We start from the raw sequence: 17,971 nt of genomic DNA, 5'->3' as shown, positions 1-17,971 counted from the left end.
AGTGCCCGGGCGTCCTGCCGTGCCGCCATCCGGTGTGTCGAGCCTGCTTGGCGCTTTGCTGGGCCTTGCCCTGCTGGGGGCCTGCTCGAACGCGCCACCCGGCAGCATGGCGGGACCGCCTCCGTTCGGTGCGGGCGACGATTGGGACAATCCGGGCGGGGACTGGGCGGAAAGCCGTTATTCCCGCCTCACCGATATCGACAAGACCAATGTCGGTAGGCTCGGCCTCGCCTGGGATTATGATCTCGGCACCACCCGCGTGCAGGAAGCGACACCGGTCGTCATCGACGGGGTGATGTATACGTCCGGCAATCTCGGCCGGGCCTATGCGCTGGACGCGGCAACGGGCCGGCAACTCTGGGCTTTCTCGCCCGAGGTCGACATGCAGGTCAATCGCTACGCCTGTTGCGATCAGGCCAATCGCGGGGTGGCGGTGGCGGACGGGAAAGTGTTCGTCGCCGCGCTCGACGGATGGCTCTATGCGCTCGACCAGAAGACCGGTGCGGTCGTTTGGAAGGTCGACAGTTTTCTCGATCGCAGTCGGGCCTATACCAGCACCGGCGCGCCGGAAGTGGCGGGCGACCTCGTCATCATCGGCAATGCCGGCGCAGAATATGACACGCGCGGCTATGTCATCGCGTTCGACATCCGCACCGGCAAAGAGGTCTGGCGCTTCTACACCATACCGCGCGATCCCGCGCTGGGGCCGCAGGAAAGCAAGGCGCTGGAGGCGGCGCTCAAGACCTGGAACCCGAAAAGCCGCTGGGATATCGGCGGCGGCGGCACGGCCTGGGATGCGATTACCTACGATCCCGAATTCGATCAGGTCATCATCGGCGTCGGCAATGGCGGGCCTTATGCGCAGGCGATCCGTTCGCCGGGCGGCGGGGATAATCTCTACCTGAGTTCGCTGGTCGCGCTCGACCGCAAGACGGGTGCGATGAAATGGCATTTTCAGGAAACGCCGGGCGACAACTGGGATTTCACCTCCGTCCAGCCGATGATCCTGACGCGCATGGCCGTGAACGGCGCCGAGCGCCCCGTGCTGCTGCACACGCCCAAGAACGGCTTCTTCTTCATGCTGGACCGGGCGACGGGCAAGCCGCTTGCGGTGCACAGAATGGTGCGCACAAGCTGGGCATCGGGCTGGGACCTCAAGACCGGCAAGCCGATCGCCACGCCGGAATATTCGGACATCAATGCCGGCCCCAAGCTGGTCTTCCCGGCCCCGCCCGGCGCGCGCAACTGGTATGGCGCGGCTTATGATCCGCAGCGCAAGATGTACGTCGCCCATTTTCTCGACATGGGCAATCTCATCATGGTGCCGCCCGCCAATCTGGCGATGCCGCGGCGCAAGCTGGCGCTGAACGCGGGCACGGAATCGATCTTCGCGCCCTTTCTGGAAGCGGCGCTCCCCGGTCTGCCCAAGGATGTGCAGAAGACCATCACCGATCTGCCGCAATGGCAATGGGTGAAGGATAAGCCCTGGGCGGCCGATGTGCGCGCCGTTGATCCGGTGACCGGCAGGACGATCTGGAGCTATCCGCGCGAGGACGGCTGGCAGGACCGCAGTGGCGTACTCGCGACGCAGAGCGGCCTCACCATCTTCGGCACGCTGTCGGGTAAGCTGGTCATCCTGGATTCCGATACCGGCAAGGTGCTGCGCACGATCGACACCGGTCGCTCGATCCTTGCCGCCCCCATGACCTACCGGGTGAAGGGCGTGCAATATATCGCGGTGCAGACCGGCTGGGGCGGGGGCGGCTGGGGCTTGGTCCCCGATTATTCCGCCGCCTATGCCAAGGGGAACGCCAATCGCATCCTGGTCTTTCGGCTGGATGGCGGACCAGTGCCGATCCCGCCGGACGTCCCGCCGGAGGGGCCGATCCCGGCCCCGCCCGTGCAGATCTCCGGCACCGATGCCGATCGGTTGGCGAAGGGACGGGTGCTCTTCTCAAAGAATTGTTCGATCTGCCATTCCAACATGCCGCGCGCGCCGCTGCCGAGCCTGACCCGCATGAGCGAGGGCGCGCATCAGGCGTTCGAGCAGATCGTGCTGGAAGGGCTGCTGCTGCCCAACGGAATGCCGCGCTGGGACGATCTGCTGACGCGCGCCGACGTGCAGGCGATCCACGCCCATCTGATCGATCTGCAGAGCAAGGCATATGCCCGTCAGCAGGCCGGAGCGCCGCCGGAAACCCCGATCTACTCCCGCATCACCACGGCCAACTGATGAGAGCATGAGCGAGATGGATGATATATTCTCACTGTTCGGAAGGGTATCGCTCTCGAGAGATGTGGAGAGGCGTCCCCTGAGGATGAGCATCCTTGTCTGCCCGGCCTCGGACGCGGGTGGTCGCGTATGACCGGCGCAGCGACGGCCCTGCCCGAGCAGGATGGCATCGACATTTTCGAATCGGCCCGGCTCAAGCCGCGCTACTGGCTGCTCGTCGTCCTGTTGATGACGCAGGGCCTGTTCGAGTTTTTCGATTTCTACATCATCGGCTTTCTGGTCAGCGTCATCGGGCCGGAATGGAACCTCACCTTCGGCCAGGTCTCTATCGTGCTGCTCTCGGCGGGCGTGGGTCAATTGGTGGGTGCGCTACCCTTCGCCTGGTTCGCGGATCGTTACGGGCGCAAGCCGGCGCTGATTTCCGGCATCGTGCTCTATTCGTTGGCGGCCGGCTGCGCGGCCTTCGTGCCGGACGGGAGCTGGGTGCTGTTCGCGCTCCTGCGCTTCATCGTCGGGGTGGGCTATGGCGGCACGCAGATCACCTTGCTGATAGAGATCGCGCCGACGCGCTGGCGCACCATGATCGCAAGTGCGAGCGGCCTGATCGCGCCCGGCGGGGTGTTGCTGGCCTCGTTGCTGGTCGCCAATTTCCTGCCGACCATCGGCTGGCGCGGCCTCGCCCTGCTCGGTTTCTTCCCGCTCGTCATCGCCTTCGCACTCTACTTCCTGGTGCCGGAATCGGTCCGCTGGCTGGTCTCCCAGGGCCGCGCGACCGAAGCGCATGATGTGCTCGCCAAATATGTCGATCTGCCCAAGGACCAGATCCCGCTGCCGCGCGTGCCCAAGGAAGTGCGCCGCGCGCGCCTGCGCGACATCGCCTTGTATCCAGGTCGCTTCTGGCTGATCGTGGCGACCAGCTCGGGGCTCGGCATCGCGGGCTTCGGCGTGGCCTTGTGGGGCCCAACGGTGCTCACCATGCTGCTCAAGATCCAGCCGGCCGAGGCGGCTGCCTATTTCGTGTTCGTGAGCATCGCAGGCATCGCCGGTCGGGCGCTGTGGACGGTCACCCCGCATTTCATCGGTCGCTGGCGCTCCGCGCTTATCTGCCTGTTCGGCACGGCGGTGACGATCAGCGCGGCGGCCTTCCTGCACCCTTATTTCGTGGCCGGCGTGCCGGTCTTCCTGCTGTGCCTGATGTGCGGATCGCTATTCTACGATGGCGGGGCCTCCAACAGCTCGCCTTACGGAACGGAATTGTTCCCGGTCCGCCTCGCCGGGCTGGGCGGCGGCCTCGTCCAGATGGTCAGCGGCTTCGGAAAGCTGCTCGGGCCGATCATTCTCGCGCTGATCGCCGGCAGCGGCAATCTGCTCTCGCCGCAGGCAACGGAAGCCGCGATCACGCCCGGCTTCCTCACGCTCGCCGCCTTTGCCGTCATCGGCTTCCTCGCCACCTCGATGCTGCGATACGAAACCCATGGCGTCCGCATGGTGACGGACGAGGACGATTTCGTTTCCGGCAAGGTCAACGCCAAGCCGCCGCCGTTCGCCTGAGCGCCGCCACCCCCTCCGTTCACACCCACATGCAAGGAACCGGTATGCAACCGCCTGAACTGGAATATGTCTTCACCATCGAGATCGATCTGAGCCCCCGCTTTCGCTACGGCCCGACCACGGACGGGCTGGAGCGCGGCTATGTGGGCGTGCTCGGCGGCCGCATCACCGGCCCGCGCCTCAACGGGCGCATCGTGCCCCACACCGGCGGGGACTGGCCCAGCATCCGTCCGGACCAGACCTGCGACTTCAATGCGCGTTACCTGATCGAGGCCGATGACGGCACGCTGATCCAACTGCGCAACACCGGCGTGCGCCATGGACCCAAGGAAGTGCTGGATCGCCTGCAGAATTATGAGCCCGTCGACCCCTCCGAATATTATATGCGGGTGACGCCGCAGTTCGATGCACCGGAAGGGCCGCATGGCTGGCTCAGCCGGACCGTGTTCATCGGCAAGACAGACCGGCAGAAGACCAAGTCCGTGTTCAACTATTGGGCGGTGCTCTGAACATGGCGGAGTCCTCTGCAGGGCTGTTTCCGGTGGATCGGGCGATCGCGCAGGGCGCGGTCGTCGATCCGGCACAGGCCGGGAGCGCCGATCATGTCGCGCTGACGGCGCGCAACCGGGCGTTGATGATCGACTTCGTGACGATCCTCTATGAACAGCGCGATCCCCGCCGAGCCTTTGAGCGATATGTCCATGAGGATTATATCCAGCACAATCCGATCATTGCCGATGGCCGCGAAAATGCGCTCAAATGGCTGGAGCCGGTCTTCTCCAAACCGGGCACGGAGATTCAGGTCCGGCGGGTGCTGGTGGATGGCGACTATGCCACCGTGCAGATCATCGGACGGATGGGGCCGGAGGATGGCGGCAGTGCGGTCATGAACATCTTCCGCATCGAGGACGGGCTGATCGTGGAGCATTGGGACGTGACGCAAGCGATGCCGGCGGAAACGGCAAGTGGGCGGCCTTTGGGATAAGAGGGATACGACATTTCCGTTCGTCATTCCCGCGAACGCGGGAATCCAGGACCGAGCCGAATTTCCATCGCGCTCCTAGATTCCCGCGTCCGCGGGAATGACGGAGGGTGGTGGTGTCTGCTGCTCGCCGACGCTAGGCTGGCGCCGAACGAAGAATACAGGAGAGGCAAGCCATGGATCTGGGCATCAGGGGCCGCAAGGCGATCGTCAACGGCGCCAGCGCCGGCATGGGCAAGAGCGCGGCGATGGCGCTGGCCCGCGAGGGCGTGGACCTGTTCATCTCGGCGCGGGGCGAGGACCGGCTGATGCGCGCGGCGCAGGAGATTGCCGATGAGACCGGCGCGCGGGTCCTGCCAATCGTCGCCGATCATGCCAGCGCCGAGGGGCGCGAGCGCATTCTGGCGGCCTGCCCGGAGCCGGACATTCTCGTCGGCACCTGCGCGCCCCCGCCGATGACGCCGGACTATCGCGCGATCACGGACGAACAATGGCAGAGCGCCATCGAAATTTCGCTGCTCTCGCCTATCGAATTCATGCGCCGGGTGCTCGATGGCATGGTGGAGCGCCGATGGGGCCGGGTGGTGAATATCGCCACGGTGGCGGCGAAATATCCTGGCGAAATCCGGGCGCTCTCGGGCAGCACGCGGGCGGCGCTGGTGAACTACAGCGTCGCCGTCTCGAAGGTGGTAGCCAAGCACAATGTCGTCATCAACAACCTGCTGCCGGGCATGCACCACACCGCGACAGTCGAGGACCAGTTCAATGCCCGCGCGAAGGCCAAGGGCACAACCTATGAGGATGAGGTCGCCGAGTTCGTGCGAGACTGGCGGATCGCCAGCGGGCGCTTCGGCAATGCGGACGATGTCGGGGCTTTCGTGGCGATGTTCTGCAGCGAGTTTGCCAACTACACCACGGGGCAGAGCCTCACCATCGACGGCGGTGCCACGACCTCGACCTTTTAGGGGCGGGCACGCGCTGCTGAAGTCGCTCACAGGTGACGCGCACGCGGCGATCTGCTATGGGCGCGCGCCATGACGAACCCCAATAGCCTCGATTACGAACGCCCGGTCATCACGCCGCCCGATGGCGAGAAGAAGGTGCTGCTGCACAGCTGTTGCGCGCCCTGCTCGGGCGAGGTGATGGAAGCGATGACCGCGAGCGGCATCGACTACACCATCTTCTTCTACAATCCGAACATCCACCCCAAGGAGGAATATCTGCTGCGCAAGGAGGAGAATATCCGCTTTGCCGAGCAGCATAATATCCCCTTTGTCGATGCCGACTATGACACGGTGAACTGGTTCAAGCGCGCCAAGGGCATGGAGAATGAGCCCGAGCGGGGCGCGCGTTGCACGATGTGCTTCGACATGCGGTTCGAGCGCACGGCGCTCTACGCGCATGAGCATGGCTTCCCGGTCATCACCTCCTCGCTCGGTATCTCGCGCTGGAAGAACATGAACCAGATCAACGATTGCGGGGAGCGCGCGGCGGCGCATTATCCCGACATCAAATATTGGACGTTCAACTGGCGCAAGGGCGGCGGCGCGGCTCGGATGATCGAGATCAGCAAGCGCGAGCGCTTCTATCAGCAGGAATATTGCGGCTGCGTCTTCTCGCTGCGGGATACCAATGCGCACCGGGTGAGCCAAGGCCGTGAGGAAATCCGCATCGGCGAGCTGTATTATGGGGACGAGCCTTCCGCGCAGGACTGAGCCGCGCGGGAGGGGTTTGACGACAAGAAACGGGACGCGTCCTTCCGGCCGCGCGTCTAGCTGACCGGCTCCACTTATGGAGCTGGATCATGACATTACTGGATCGCAAAGTCGCCATCATCACTGGCGCGAGTTCGGGGATCGGGCGCGCCGCTGCGCTGCTGTTCGCGCAACAGGGCGCGGCCCTCGTGCTGGTTTCCCGACGCGAGGCGGCGCTTGAGAGCGTGGCCGAGTCCATCAGAGCGCAGGGTGGTCGTGCGGCCATTGTCGCGGGCGACGTGCGCGAGGAGGAGACGCACCGCCGAGCCGTTGCGGTCGCCTGTGAGACCTTCGGGGGGCTGCATATCGCGTTCAACAATGCCGGGCTTGTCGGGACGATGCAGCCGTTGGCAGATCTCACGCCGGAGGATTGGTCGCAGGTGCTGGCGGTCAACCTGACGGCGGCTTTCCTCGGCGCCCGCGCGCAGATTCCCGCCATGCTCGATCAAGGCGGCGGCGCGCTTGTCTTCACCGGCAGCTTCGTGGGCAACAGCGTCGGCTTGCCGGGCATGTCGGCTTATGGGGCGGCGAAGGCCGGGCTGCTTGGCCTCGTGCGCGGCATTACGGCAGATTATGGCGCGCAGGGCATCCGCGCCAACGCTCTGCTACCGGGCGGGACAGCGACAGGGATGGCAGGCGATGCCGATCAGCAGGCCTGGGCGGCTAGTCTTCACGCGATGAAGCGGATCGCACAACCAGAAGAAATCGCGCAGGCGGCGCTATTTCTGGCCAGCGACATGGCGAGCTTTGTCACTGGCTCGGCGCTGTGGGCGGATGGGGGCAATGCCGCGGTCAAATTGTGATGCTGGGGACGTTGGCAGTCGGCGGGCGGGCTCTTGAAGGATCGGGCGGCCTTATCAAGGCCGCCCGTGTCACTCTCGCTTAGTTGCCGTCGATCACTTCCTGCCCGGCCTGACCAACCGATTCAATGTCCTTGCCGGCGCCTTTGACAGTCGCGCAAGCCTGGAGTGCGAGGGCCGCGCCGAGCAGCAGAATCAATGTGCCGCGCTGTTTCATGATCGTCTTCCTTCTGTTTGTTCCGGGCGATGAAATGCTTGAGCAACGGTTCGGTTGCGATTCCCGCTCGGCAGGCGCAGGTTACAGGACCGTGTTCAGGGAACGCGTGCCTCGTCAGGCCGTTCAGGAAGGTGAGACGGCCGCGCCTCGGTCGCGCCGGATAGCAACCAGATGAAAGGGTCAGTGATGAGCGGGAAGATCGATGTCGCGGTAATCGTGGGCAGTCTGCGCAAGGACTCGTATAATCGAAAGGCGGCGCTGGAGCTGGCGCGCCTCGCCGATGACGATATGGCGCTGCGGATCGTGGAGATCGGCGATTTGCCGCATTATGATGAAGATGCGGAGACCGACAGCCCGCCGGCAGCGTGGACGCGCTTTCGCAAGGAGATCGCCCCGGCCGACGCGTTGCTGTTCGTCACGCCCGAATATAACCGCTCGGTGCCGGGCGTGCTCAAGAACGCTATCGACGTTGGCTCGCGGCCCTATGGCCAGAGCGTGTGGATGGGCAAACCGGCGGCGATCATGACCGTCTCGCCCGGAGCGCTGGGCGGGTTCGGCGCCAATCACCATCTGCGCCAGATGCTGGTCTTTCAAGATACACCCATCCTCCAGCAGCCCGAGGCCTATGTCGGCAATGCGGCCAAGCTGTTCGAGGATGACGGCCGGCTGACGGACAAGAAGACGGAGGATTTTTTCCGCAGCTTCCTCGACGCATTTCGCAAGCTGATCGACCGGGCGGGCTGACCGCCGCTCAGTTCACGATCGACTTGAGGCGTCGCCAGATTCGCGTGCGCAGCGGCGTGCGCGATTCGATGCTGAGGCCACGCGCACGAGCTGCCCGCATGAGATCGCGGGTCAGCGCGCGCAACTGGCGGTCGTTGAGTGCCGTCGACACCCGGTGATGGCCGCCGCGCATGCCGCTTTCGGCGATATGCAGCGTCAGGATGACGCCATGGTCCGCGCCGCGCCGCTCCCAGTCGATGAGCGCCCCGGAAATATATTCCTGTCGCCTGAAATCCCGTTCCGCCATGCCTTCCTCTGTTGCGTCCGGCTTGCGCGCCGTCCTGCTGGTGCAATCCCTGACCGCCGTTTCTTAACGTTTTGGAAAGGCCGGGCCGAGCCGTTGCCGCACCCGGTGCGCATTGTCTATTGCGCATTGCACAATATTCGCATTCACTGTGCGGATGCTCAAAGCTGCAGTCTATCATCGCACGGCCTATCACTATAGCAGGCCGATCCGTCTCGGGCCGCAGATCATCCGGCTGAGACCCGCGCCGCATAGTCGCACCAAGGTACCGAACTATGCCCTGCGGATCGAACCCGAGGGCCATTTCATCAACTGGCAGCAGGACCCGCACGGCAACTGGCAGGCGCGGCTGGTCTTTCCCGATCCGGTCGACCGTTTCGTAGTCGAAGTGGATCTGCTCGCGGATCTCGACGTCATCAATCCGTTCGATTTCTTCGTCGAGCCTTATGCCGAGGAGTATCCGTTCGCCTATGACGAGGCGCTGAAGACGGATCTGGCCGCCTATTTCGAGGTCGAGGCGCAGGGGTCGCTGTTCGAGGCGCTGGTCGCGCAGCATGCGGGCCATCAGGGCCGCACCATCGATTTTCTGGTGGAGATCAATCGCCAGCTCGAACAGCGCATCGGCTATGTCATCCGCATGGAAACCGGGGTGCAGACGCCGGAAGAGACCTTGCAGATCGGCACCGGTTCCTGCCGGGACAGCGCCTGGCTGCTGGTGCAGCTGGTGCGGCGGCTTGGCTTCGCGGCGCGGTTCGTCTCGGGCTATTCGATCCAGCTCGTTGCGGATGTCGAGCCGGTGGAAGGCCCCAAGGGCGTGACGCGCGACGTGGTCGATCTCCACGCGTGGGCGGAAGTTTATGTGCCGGGCGCCGGCTGGATCGCGCTGGACGCGACCTCCGGCATGTTCGCCGGGGAGGGGCATATCCCGCTCTGTGCATCGCCCCATTATCGCTCGGCTTCGCCCATCGAGGGGCTGGCGGAGCCGGCGGAAGTGGACTTCCGCTTCGAGATGCGCGTCTCGCGCATTGCCGAGGCGGTGCGGATCACCAAACCGTTCACCGATGAGCGCTGGGACGCCGTGCAGGCGCTGGGCGAACAGGTCGACGCCGACCTCGTCGCGCAGGATGTGCGGCTGACGACCGGCGGCGAGCCGACCTTCGTCGCCGAGAATGGCGGGCAGGAGGATGAGTGGAACGGCGGCGCCGTCGGCCCGACCAAGCAGGGTTATGCGGACAAGCTGGTGCGGGCGCTGCGGGAGAAATTCGCGCCGGGCGGGATGCTCCACCACGGTCAGGGCAAATGGTATCCCGGCGAGAGCCTGCCGCGCTGGGCCTATGCGGTCTACTGGCGCAAGGATGGCGTGCCAGTGTGGCGCGACCCGATGCTGATCGCGCGGGAAGAGGCCGAGGGCAAGCCGCTCGCGACGCCGGCGCTTGCCGCGCGCTTTCTGGCGACTATCGCCGCAGGCCTTGAGGTTCAGCCCGATTATGTCGCGCCGGTCTATGAGGATGAGCAGGAGTGGGCACGCAAGGCAGAAGATTTGCCCGTCAATGTGACGCCCGACGATAACAAGCTCAGCGATGTCGAGGCGCGCGAGCGGATGAAGAAGGCGTTTGCGATGGGGCTGGTCGAGCCCGTCGGCTATGCCCTGCCCATCCAGCGCTGGCAGGCCGCGCAAGCCAAGCCACGCTGGCAGAGCGAAGTGTGGGCGGTGCGCCGGGGCAAGCTCCACGCCGTGCCGGGCGATAGCTCGCTCGGCTATCGCCTGCCGTTGGGCTCTCTGCCCTTCGTGCCGCCGGCCGACTTCCCCTACATCCACCCGCGGGACACGAGCGAACCGCGCGAGCCGCTGGCGGATTATCATGTCCAGCGTGCGGAGCGGGCGCACCGGCCGGATGTGCGCGAGCAGATGGTCGCCTCCCGCGCGGAGGCCGGCGGCGCGGCAGCGCAGGAGCGGGTGGAGCAGGAGATCATCGAGGGCGCGGTGCGCACGGCGATCACCGTCGAGCCCAAGGCGCATTATCTCTCCGTCTTCCTGCCGCCGGTGCGCGAGTTGGAGGATTATCTAGAGCTGATGGCGCAGGTGGAGGCCGCAGCCTGCGCCATGCGCGTCGAAGTGCGGATTGAAGGCTACGCCCCGCCGCCCGACCCGCGCCTGCAGGTGCTCAAGATCACGCCCGACCCGGGCGTCATCGAGGTCAATGTGCAACCGGTGGCGACATGGGGCGAGACGGTTGAACTGACCGAGACGCTCTACGATGTTGCGCGGGCGCTCAAGCTCACGGCCGACAAGTTCATGGTCGATGGGCGCGCGGTGGGGACGGGTGGCGGCAATCATCTCGTGCTCGGCGGGCCGAGCCTCACCGATTCGCCGTTCATCCGCCGGCCGGACCTACTCAAGAGCTTCGTGCTCTACTGGCAGCGGCATCCTTCGCTCAGCTATCTCTTCTCCGGCCTGTTCATCGGCCCGACCAGCCAGGCACCCCGCATCGACGAGGCGCGGCATGACGGGCTGTACGAGCTGGAAGTGGCGCTGGCGCAGGTGCCCCACCCCTTTAATTCAGGGCCGGGGGAAGGCGCCACGCCACCCCCCTGGCTGGTCGACCGGCTGTTCCGCAACCTGCTGGTGGACGTGACCGGCAATACGCACCGCACCGAGATCTGCATCGACAAGATGTTCTCGCCCGATGGGCCGACCGGGCGGCTGGGGCTGGTCGAGTTCCGCGGCTTCGAGATGCCGCCGGATGCGCGGATGAGTTTGGCGCAGCAATTGCTGCTGCGCGCGCTCACTGCCTGGTTCTGGCGTGCGCCGCAGGAGGGCAATCTGGTGCGCTGGGGCACGCGCCTGCACGATCGCTTCATGCTGCCCCATTTCGTCTGGGAGGATTTTCTCGATGTGCTCGGCGACCTTCGCCGGGCCGGCTATGATTTCGATCCCAACTGGTTCGAGGCGCAGAAGCAGTTCCGCTTCCCGGTCCATGGGGCGGTGCGGGCCGGCGGGCTGGAGCTGGAGATTTCCCACGCGCTGGAGCCTTGGCATGTGCTGGGCGAAACCGGCGCGATCGGCGGGACCGTGCGCTATGTGGACAGCTCAACCGAGCGGCTGCAGGTGCGCGTCTCCGGGCTGGTCGAGGGGCGGCATGTCGTCGCCTGCAACGGGCGTCGGGTCCCATTGGCAGCCACTGGCGTGGCGGGCGAGGCGGTGGCCGGCGTGCGGTACAAGGCATGGGCGCCCTCGGACTGTCTCCATCCGCGCCTACCGGTCAACGCGCCGCTGACCTTCGACGTGTTCGACGCATGGAGCGGCCGGTCGCTGGGCGGCTGCGTCTATCATGTGGCGCATCCGGGCGGACGCAATTATGACGACGTGCCGGTGAATGCCTATGAGGCCGAGGCGCGGCGCAAGGCGCGGTTCCAAGATCATGGCCATACGCCGGGCTCCATGGCGCTGCCGCCGGATGAGAAAACGGGGGAATTTCCATTGACGCTCGATCTGCGACGGCCCGCGACCCTTTGAATGCGTCGCTTGCCATGACTGCCGGGGAAGAGGACATCGGCCAGGCCCTCGCGCGCTATGCGCGGGAAGCCGGGCGCGGTGACCTCATGCTCTCGGCGCAGGGCGATCCTGCCATGGCGCATCGTTGGGAAGCGATGTTCGGTGCCATTGCCAGCGCCGCGCGGGGCGGCTTCGCCGGTCTGCAGGCTCGGGCCGACCAGCAGGTCGTCGATCTCGGCATGGCCTTCCGCCTGACCGGCGAGGTCGAGGAGCGCGTCTGGCCGCTCAGTCCCGTGCCGATGCTGATCCACGCGACGCAGTGGCAGGGCATCGAGGCGGGTCTGGCGCAGCGGGCCGATCTGCTCGAGCATGTGCTCGATGATCTCTATGGCGCGTGCAGCCTCGTCGCCAGCGGCGAGCTGCCGGCGGCGATCGTGGCCGGTGCGCCGGATTATTGGCGGCAGATGCGCGGCCTGCCGCCGCCGCGCGGCCACCGGCTGCAATTTTACGCGGTCGATCTGGCGCGCGGGCCGGATGGCGAATGGCGGGTGCTGGCGGATTATGTGCGCACGCCCGTCGGTGCCGGCTATGCGCTGGAAAACCGCCTCGCGATGACGCGCGCGACGGACGATGCGCTCGGCATCGTCAATTTCGTGCGGCTGGCGCCCTTCTTCTCCGATTTTCGGCAGGGCCTCGCCGCCATCTGCGCCCGGCCCGATCCGCGCATCGCGCTGCTGACGCAGGGGCGCTACAACCAGAGCTATGCCGAGCAGGCGCACCTCGCGCGCTATCTCGGCATTCTGCTGGTCGAGGGGCAGGATCTTACCGTGCGCGACGGGCAGCTTTACGTCCGCACCGTCGAGGGCGTGAAGCGGGTCGATGGGCTGTGGCGGCGGATGGGCACGGACCTGCTCGACCCGCTGGCGTTCGATTCACGCTCGACCATCGGTGTGCCGGATATTTTCGAGGCGATGCGCCATGGCGGCCTTGTCATCGCCAACTGGCCCGGCGCCGGGGTGCTGGAGACGCCGGCGCTCGCCGCGTTCCTGCCGCGCCTCTGCCGCAAGTTGCTCGGCGAGCCGCTGCGTATTCCCAATGTCGCGACATGGTGGTGCGGGCAAGCGAAGGAGCGCGCCCACGTCCGCGAGCAGGCGGACCGGCTGGCCATCGGCTCTGCCTTCGGCTTGCCGGTGCCGGCGATCCCCCATGGCCGCGCGCGCCTGGCCTCGCGCCTCAGTCCGGCCGAGAATGCCGCGTTCCTCGCCGAGCTGGAGCAGCGCCCGATGGATTATATCGGGCAGGAGCTGGTGCAATTGTCCACCACGCCGGCGCTGGTCGATGGCGTGCTGCTGCCCCGCCCGTTCATCCTGCGCGCCTTTCTCGCCCGTGATGCGCATGGCCGGTGGCGCGCGATGCCGGGCGGATTCGCGCGACTGGCGGCCCATGACGACATGCGGGCGGTGCTGATGGGGCAGGGCGACATGTCCGCCGACGTCTGCATCGTTGCCGATGAACCGCAGACGGCGGTGGTCACGCTCGACAGCGGCGCGCCCGTCGCTATTCGCCGCGTCGCCGGCACGCTGCCCAGCAAGGCGGCGGATAACTTTTTTTGGCTCGCGCGCTATCTGGAACGTGGCGAAATGGTGCTGCGCATGATCCGCGTGCTGATCGGCGGCAGCATCGAAGGCGAGGCAGCCTCCGCGCTCGACCGCCCGACGCTCGGCCGCGTGGCCGATACGCTGGTTGCCTGGGGCAGCGCGCGCAAGGACAAGCTGGGTGAAGGCACCGGCAAGCTTTGCGTCCATGCACTCAGCGATCCAGAGATGCCGGGTAGCGTCCAATCCCTGTTCGAGGCGGCCGAAGCGATCGGTCGCGGCCTTCGCGAGCGGCTGGCGGTGGACTTCTGGCGCCTGCTCAGCCGCCAGATCGACCGGGTGAGCGAAGCGCGCGAGTCGCAGCTCATGGCGCATGTCGCGCGGCTGCTGGATCGTTGCGCGGCGCTCTCCGGCTTGTCCGCCGAGAATATGGTGCGCGGCGCCGGCTGGCGTTTCCTGGAGCTGGGCCGGCGGCTGGAGCGCGCCATCCACCTTTGCCGGCTCGCGCGCACCTTTGCCGGCGACGACGCCAATGGGCATGATCTCAATCTGTTTCTGGATCTGTGCGATTGCCAGATCAGCTATCGCACCCGCTATCTCTCCGGTCTGGCGCTGGCGCCGGTGCGCGACATGCTGCTGCTGGAGCCGGGCAATCCGCGCTCGCTGGCTTTTCAGGTCGATGCGATTCTCGATCATCTCCGCGCCTTGCCGACGCTGCGCGACGACGGGATGCCCGAGCCGCCGGTGCAACTCGCTCTGGCGCTCTCCGCCCGCCTGCACGCCGCCTCCGCCGAGATGCTCACGGCGCGCGATCTGGAGGTCATCGAGACGGCGCTGCTCGATCTCTCCGACCGGATCGACGATCGCTTCTTCCTCAAGGGCGAGGATGCGCCGCGCGCCTCCGGCATGACGCGGCTGGCATAGATGAGGCGGATGTATAACAGGCGATGAGATATCGGGTCAGCCACATCATCCGCGTCGATTATGATCCGCCCGTGCGGCTGGCGCATTTCAATCTGCGGCTCGCGCCCATCGCATGGCCGGGTCAGCAGGTGCGGGACTATCGCCTCATCGTCGATCCTGTGCCGGACGTGCGCCAAGAGCGCGTCGGGGCCTATCCGTTCAATCTCACCCGCATCGAGATGCTTAAGCCCGTGGCCTCGCTGGAAGTGCGCTCCACGTTCATCGCCGATGTGAGCGAGGCCGAGCTGGATCTGCTTGGCGCCCAGATGAGCGTGACGGAGGTGGCGCAGGCGGCGCTAGCCGTCATGGATGTCGGGCCGATGTCCCCCGTGACCTATCTCTTCCCATCCCGCTTATTGCCGCTCGTGCCGCAGATCGCCGCCTGGGCGCGGCCGCATCTGGCGCCCGACGCGGACTGCCTGAGCGCGGCACTTGCGCTGGCCCGGCACATTCAGGCGACCTTCCATTACGACACCAAGGCAACCGAAGCCGATACGCCGGTGGCCGAGGCCTTCTCCATCCGGCGCGGCGTCTGCCAGGATTTCGCGCACATCCTCATCGTCGCGCTGCGTGCCGCCGGTTTGCCGGCGGCTTATGTGAGCGGCTATCTGCGGACCGATCCGCCGCCGGGGCAAGCGCGGCTGGTCGGCGCGGACGCGATGCACGCCTGGGTGGCCTTGTGGTGCGGTCCCCTGCGCGGCTGGGTGGGGATCGATCCGACCAATGGCGTGCTCGCCAATGGCGATCATCTCGTCGTCGGCATGGGCCGGGATTATTCGGACATCTCGCCCATCGACGGCGTGTTCGTCGGCGGCCATTCCCAGAAGACCTTCAATTCGGTGGACGTGTCACCCATGGACAGCCGCGCCACCACCGCCTGACCTTTGCACGGTCCAAGGCCTCCCTTATGAGCGACCTCTCCCGGTCGAGCGAACCTTATCCGATCGACGCATCGGCGCGGAACGTCGCTGCGCCCTGATCGTTAGCGTCGGTGAACAGGGAGATGCGTACATGGATGCCGGAGCCAGACTGACGATGCTCGCGCGCGCCGGCTTCGCGACCCGTGGCGCGCTTTACATCGTCATTGCCTTTCTCGTGTTGCGGGCCGGGCGGGCCGAGGATCCGTCGGGCGCGCTTGAATATCTCGGCGATGGCGGCGGCATGATTCTCCTTGGCCTGATGGCGGCGGGATTGATCGGCTATGGGCTCTGGCGGCTGTCGGACGCCGCTTTCAACATCGAGCAGCATGATGATGATACCAAGGGCAAGATCAGCCGCGTCGGCGCGGCGGCGAGCGGCCTGATCCACCTGTTTCTGGCGTGGCAGGCGATCCGGTTGATGCAGGGCACCTCCGGTGGCTCGGGCGGCGGGACGGAGGAAGGCGCACAGAGCGCCCTCCAACTGCCCGGTGGCTTTATCCTGCTCATCATCGGCGGCCTGATCCTGATCGGTACGGGACTGTACCAGCTCGTCAAGGCCGCCAAGGGCAGCTATCTTAAGCATCTGGAACCGCAGGTCGCGCGCAAGGCCTGGGCGCAGTGGACCGGACGGTTGGGCTATGCCGCGCGCGGGGCAGTGTTTTTGATTACCGGCGGCTTTCTGATCTCTGCGGGGCTGGATTCTCAGGCAAGCGAGGCCGGCGGCATGTCGGACGCGCTCGCCTGGCTGACCAATCCCTGGGACATTCTGATTGCCATCGGCTTGCTCGGCTTTGGCATGTTCAGCCTGATCGAAGCACGTTACCGGCGCCTGCAGACCGTTTCGGCCGGCCCTTTGGCAAGCGGCGCGTCACGCTTCGGCTGGTGAGCGGGAACCAACGGTACATTGCACAGGCATCGCTAAGCATTAAGCTGCGGCGAACGATAAGGGGGATGTCATGACAGTTCAGCAACGCGAGGCGCATCAGGAGCCGCGCGAACGGCAAGGTCCGGGCGCGCGGATCGCCATGGCGACCGTGATCATTCTGGCAGTGGTGGGCACTGCGTGGCTGTTCGTCAAAATGTCCGGCCTGCTGCTGCTGGTCTTCGCGGCTTTGGTGCTGGCGGCCATTCTCGATGCCATAACCCGCGTCATCTGCCGCATCCCCGGGCTGCCGCGCGGGCTTGGGCTGGCGCTTGCAGTGGTGACGCTGCTGGCGGTCATCACCGGCGCCTTCACGCTGTTCGGCACGCAGATCGTGGGTGAGTTCGACACAATCCGGGACAGCATTCCGCCCGCCATCGACCAGGTGCAGGCGCTGCTGGAGCGGTTTGGCCTCGGCGACGCCACCCGCGACCTGATCGAGCAGGGGCAGGGCGACCTCTCCAATCTTCTGTCTCAGGCCGGAGGTTATGCGCTGACGGCGGGCAATGGCATCGCCAATCTGGTGCTGCTGTTCGTTGGCGCCATCTTCATCGCCAGCGATCCCGCCGTATATCGGCGCGGGCTCATCTTGCTCATGCCCCGGCGGGCCGAATCCCCGCTCGGCGAGGCACTCGATGATGCGGCGCGCGGCCTGCGGGGCTGGATGATGGGACAGGCTGTCTCGTCGGTGGTCGTGGCGGCGTTGACCTGGGCCGGGCTCGCGGCGCTAGGCGTGCCCGCAGCAGGCGGCCTTGGCATCATTGCGGGTCTGCTGGATGTGATCCCGATGATCGGCCCGATCATCGCGGGCGTGCCGGCCGTGTTGCTCGCCTTCACCGTGTCGCCGATGACCGCCCTGTGGACGACGTTGGTGTTCCTCATCATCCAACAATTGCAGGGCAATTTCCTGCAGCCGATGATTCAGAAACAGGCCGTGGACGTGCCGCCCGCCGTGCTGCTCTTCGCGGTAGTGGCGGCCGGGCTTCTGTTCGGCTTCATGGGCATGCTGCTGGCTGCGCCGCTGACGGTGGTGGTGTTCGTGATGGTCCAGCGGATCTATGTGCGGACCCTGCTTGGGAAGAAGATCAAGATCGCCGGGCAGGACTGACGAGCCCGCGAGAGGCGCGGCTGATCATGAGGGACGGAAGGGGCCAGCCGCTCGTCCGGACAACAAAAAAGGCGCCGGAAAATCCGACGCCGTTCTTGTCTCGAAATCCGCGAGAGCGCTCAGGCCAGGCCGGCGACGCTCTTGGTCAGGCGGCTGAACTTGCGCGAGGCGGTGTTCTTGTGGAGCACGCCACGGGCCACGCCACGCGACAGCTCGGGCTGCGCGGCGGAAAGGGCTGCCTGCGCCGCCGACTTGTCACCCGCTGCGACCGCTGCTTCCACCTTCTTCACGAGGGTGCGGATGCGGCTCATGCGGCTACCGTTGATCTCGGCGCGACGTGCGTTGCGACGAATGCGCTTCTTTGCCTGCGGCGTATTGGCCATGAAATTCCTCGAACTCGAAA

Annotated in this window: 16 protein-coding genes; 13 read left to right on the top strand and 3 right to left on the bottom strand. The window is 65.9% G+C overall.

The genetic code is table 11. The annotated features are described in order from the left end of the window. Position 1: 1 nt before the first annotated feature. The 7 genes from M2341_RS15990 (at position 2) to M2341_RS15960 (ending at position 7,323) form a co-directional block, all read left to right on the top strand. Positions 2–2,233: a PQQ-dependent dehydrogenase, methanol/ethanol family gene (locus tag M2341_RS15990; protein WP_264585909.1), complete on the top strand. Its 2,232-nt coding sequence runs from the start codon at positions 2–4 to the stop codon at positions 2,231–2,233. Positions 2,234–2,362: 129 nt separating this feature from the next. After that, the gene (locus M2341_RS15985) at positions 2,363–3,784 is read left to right on the top strand and encodes an MFS transporter (protein ID WP_181558390.1); all 1,422 of its coding nucleotides are present in this window, start codon (positions 2,363–2,365) and stop codon (positions 3,782–3,784) included. A 44-nt stretch (positions 3,785–3,828) separates the two neighbouring features. After that, a complete protein-coding gene (locus tag M2341_RS15980; RefSeq protein WP_181558391.1) occupies positions 3,829–4,293 on the top strand; it encodes a DUF3237 domain-containing protein in 465 nt (154 codons plus the stop codon). A 2-nt stretch (positions 4,294–4,295) separates the two neighbouring features. Continuing rightward, positions 4,296–4,769: a nuclear transport factor 2 family protein gene (locus M2341_RS15975; protein WP_181558392.1), complete on the top strand. Its 474-nt coding sequence runs from the start codon at positions 4,296–4,298 to the stop codon at positions 4,767–4,769. 173 nt (positions 4,770–4,942) lie between these two features. Next, positions 4,943–5,731 (top strand): SDR family oxidoreductase, encoded by a 789-nt coding sequence (locus M2341_RS15970; RefSeq protein ID WP_264585908.1) that lies wholly within the window; start codon positions 4,943–4,945, stop codon positions 5,729–5,731. A gap of 69 nt (positions 5,732–5,800) precedes the next feature. Next, on the top strand, positions 5,801–6,481 hold the full coding sequence (locus M2341_RS15965) for an epoxyqueuosine reductase QueH (RefSeq protein ID WP_181558394.1): 681 nt from the start codon (positions 5,801–5,803) through the stop codon (positions 6,479–6,481). An 89-nt stretch (positions 6,482–6,570) separates the two neighbouring features. Next, the gene (locus tag M2341_RS15960) at positions 6,571–7,323 is read left to right on the top strand and encodes an SDR family oxidoreductase (protein WP_181558395.1); all 753 of its coding nucleotides are present in this window, start codon (positions 6,571–6,573) and stop codon (positions 7,321–7,323) included. Positions 7,324–7,402: 79 nt separating this feature from the next. On the opposite strand, the gene M2341_RS15955 is transcribed toward M2341_RS15960, so the two are convergent. Further along, positions 7,403–7,537, bottom strand: coding sequence for an entericidin A/B family lipoprotein (locus tag M2341_RS15955; protein WP_181558396.1), 135 nt, complete (start codon positions 7,535–7,537; stop codon positions 7,403–7,405). A 186-nt stretch (positions 7,538–7,723) separates the two neighbouring features. On the opposite strand from M2341_RS15955, the gene M2341_RS15950 reads away from it, so the two are divergent. Next, positions 7,724–8,281, top strand: coding sequence for an NADPH-dependent FMN reductase (locus tag M2341_RS15950; protein ID WP_181558397.1), 558 nt, complete (start codon positions 7,724–7,726; stop codon positions 8,279–8,281). 7 nt (positions 8,282–8,288) lie between these two features. Here M2341_RS15950 and M2341_RS15945 read toward each other — a convergent pair whose 3' ends face one another. Next, on the bottom strand, positions 8,289–8,567 hold the full coding sequence (locus M2341_RS15945) for a hypothetical protein (RefSeq protein ID WP_264585907.1): 279 nt from the start codon (positions 8,565–8,567) through the stop codon (positions 8,289–8,291). 154 nt (positions 8,568–8,721) lie between these two features. Between M2341_RS15945 and M2341_RS15940 the strand changes: the two genes are divergently transcribed. The 5 genes from M2341_RS15940 to M2341_RS15920 all read left to right on the top strand — a co-directional run bounded on the left by M2341_RS15940 (position 8,722) and on the right by M2341_RS15920 (position 17,568). Beyond that, positions 8,722–12,081 (top strand): DUF2126 domain-containing protein, encoded by a 3,360-nt coding sequence (locus tag M2341_RS15940; protein ID WP_264585906.1) that lies wholly within the window; start codon positions 8,722–8,724, stop codon positions 12,079–12,081. Between the two features lie 14 nt (positions 12,082–12,095). After that, complete coding sequence (locus M2341_RS15935) at positions 12,096–14,579, top strand: circularly permuted type 2 ATP-grasp protein (protein WP_264585905.1); 2,484 nt, start codon at positions 12,096–12,098, stop codon at positions 14,577–14,579. 23 nt (positions 14,580–14,602) lie between these two features. After that, on the top strand, positions 14,603–15,499 hold the full coding sequence (locus M2341_RS15930) for a transglutaminase family protein (RefSeq protein WP_264585904.1): 897 nt from the start codon (positions 14,603–14,605) through the stop codon (positions 15,497–15,499). Between the two features lie 130 nt (positions 15,500–15,629). After that, entirely contained in the window at positions 15,630–16,424 is a 795-nt protein-coding gene (locus M2341_RS15925; protein ID WP_264585903.1) for a DUF1206 domain-containing protein, read from the top strand. A 70-nt stretch (positions 16,425–16,494) separates the two neighbouring features. Next, entirely contained in the window at positions 16,495–17,568 is a 1,074-nt protein-coding gene (locus M2341_RS15920; protein WP_264585902.1) for an AI-2E family transporter, read from the top strand. A gap of 119 nt (positions 17,569–17,687) precedes the next feature. Here the strand turns inward: M2341_RS15920 and rpsT are convergent, their stop codons facing one another. Beyond that, complete coding sequence (gene rpsT / locus M2341_RS15915; RefSeq protein ID WP_181558404.1) at positions 17,688–17,951, bottom strand: 30S ribosomal protein S20; 264 nt, start codon at positions 17,949–17,951, stop codon at positions 17,688–17,690. Positions 17,952–17,971 lie beyond the last annotated feature (20 nt).

The organism is Sphingobium sp. B7D2B (genome assembly GCF_025961895.1).
Lineage (GTDB): Bacteria > Pseudomonadota > Alphaproteobacteria > Sphingomonadales > Sphingomonadaceae > Sphingobium.
This window is presented reverse-complemented; position numbering and strand designations above follow the sequence as displayed.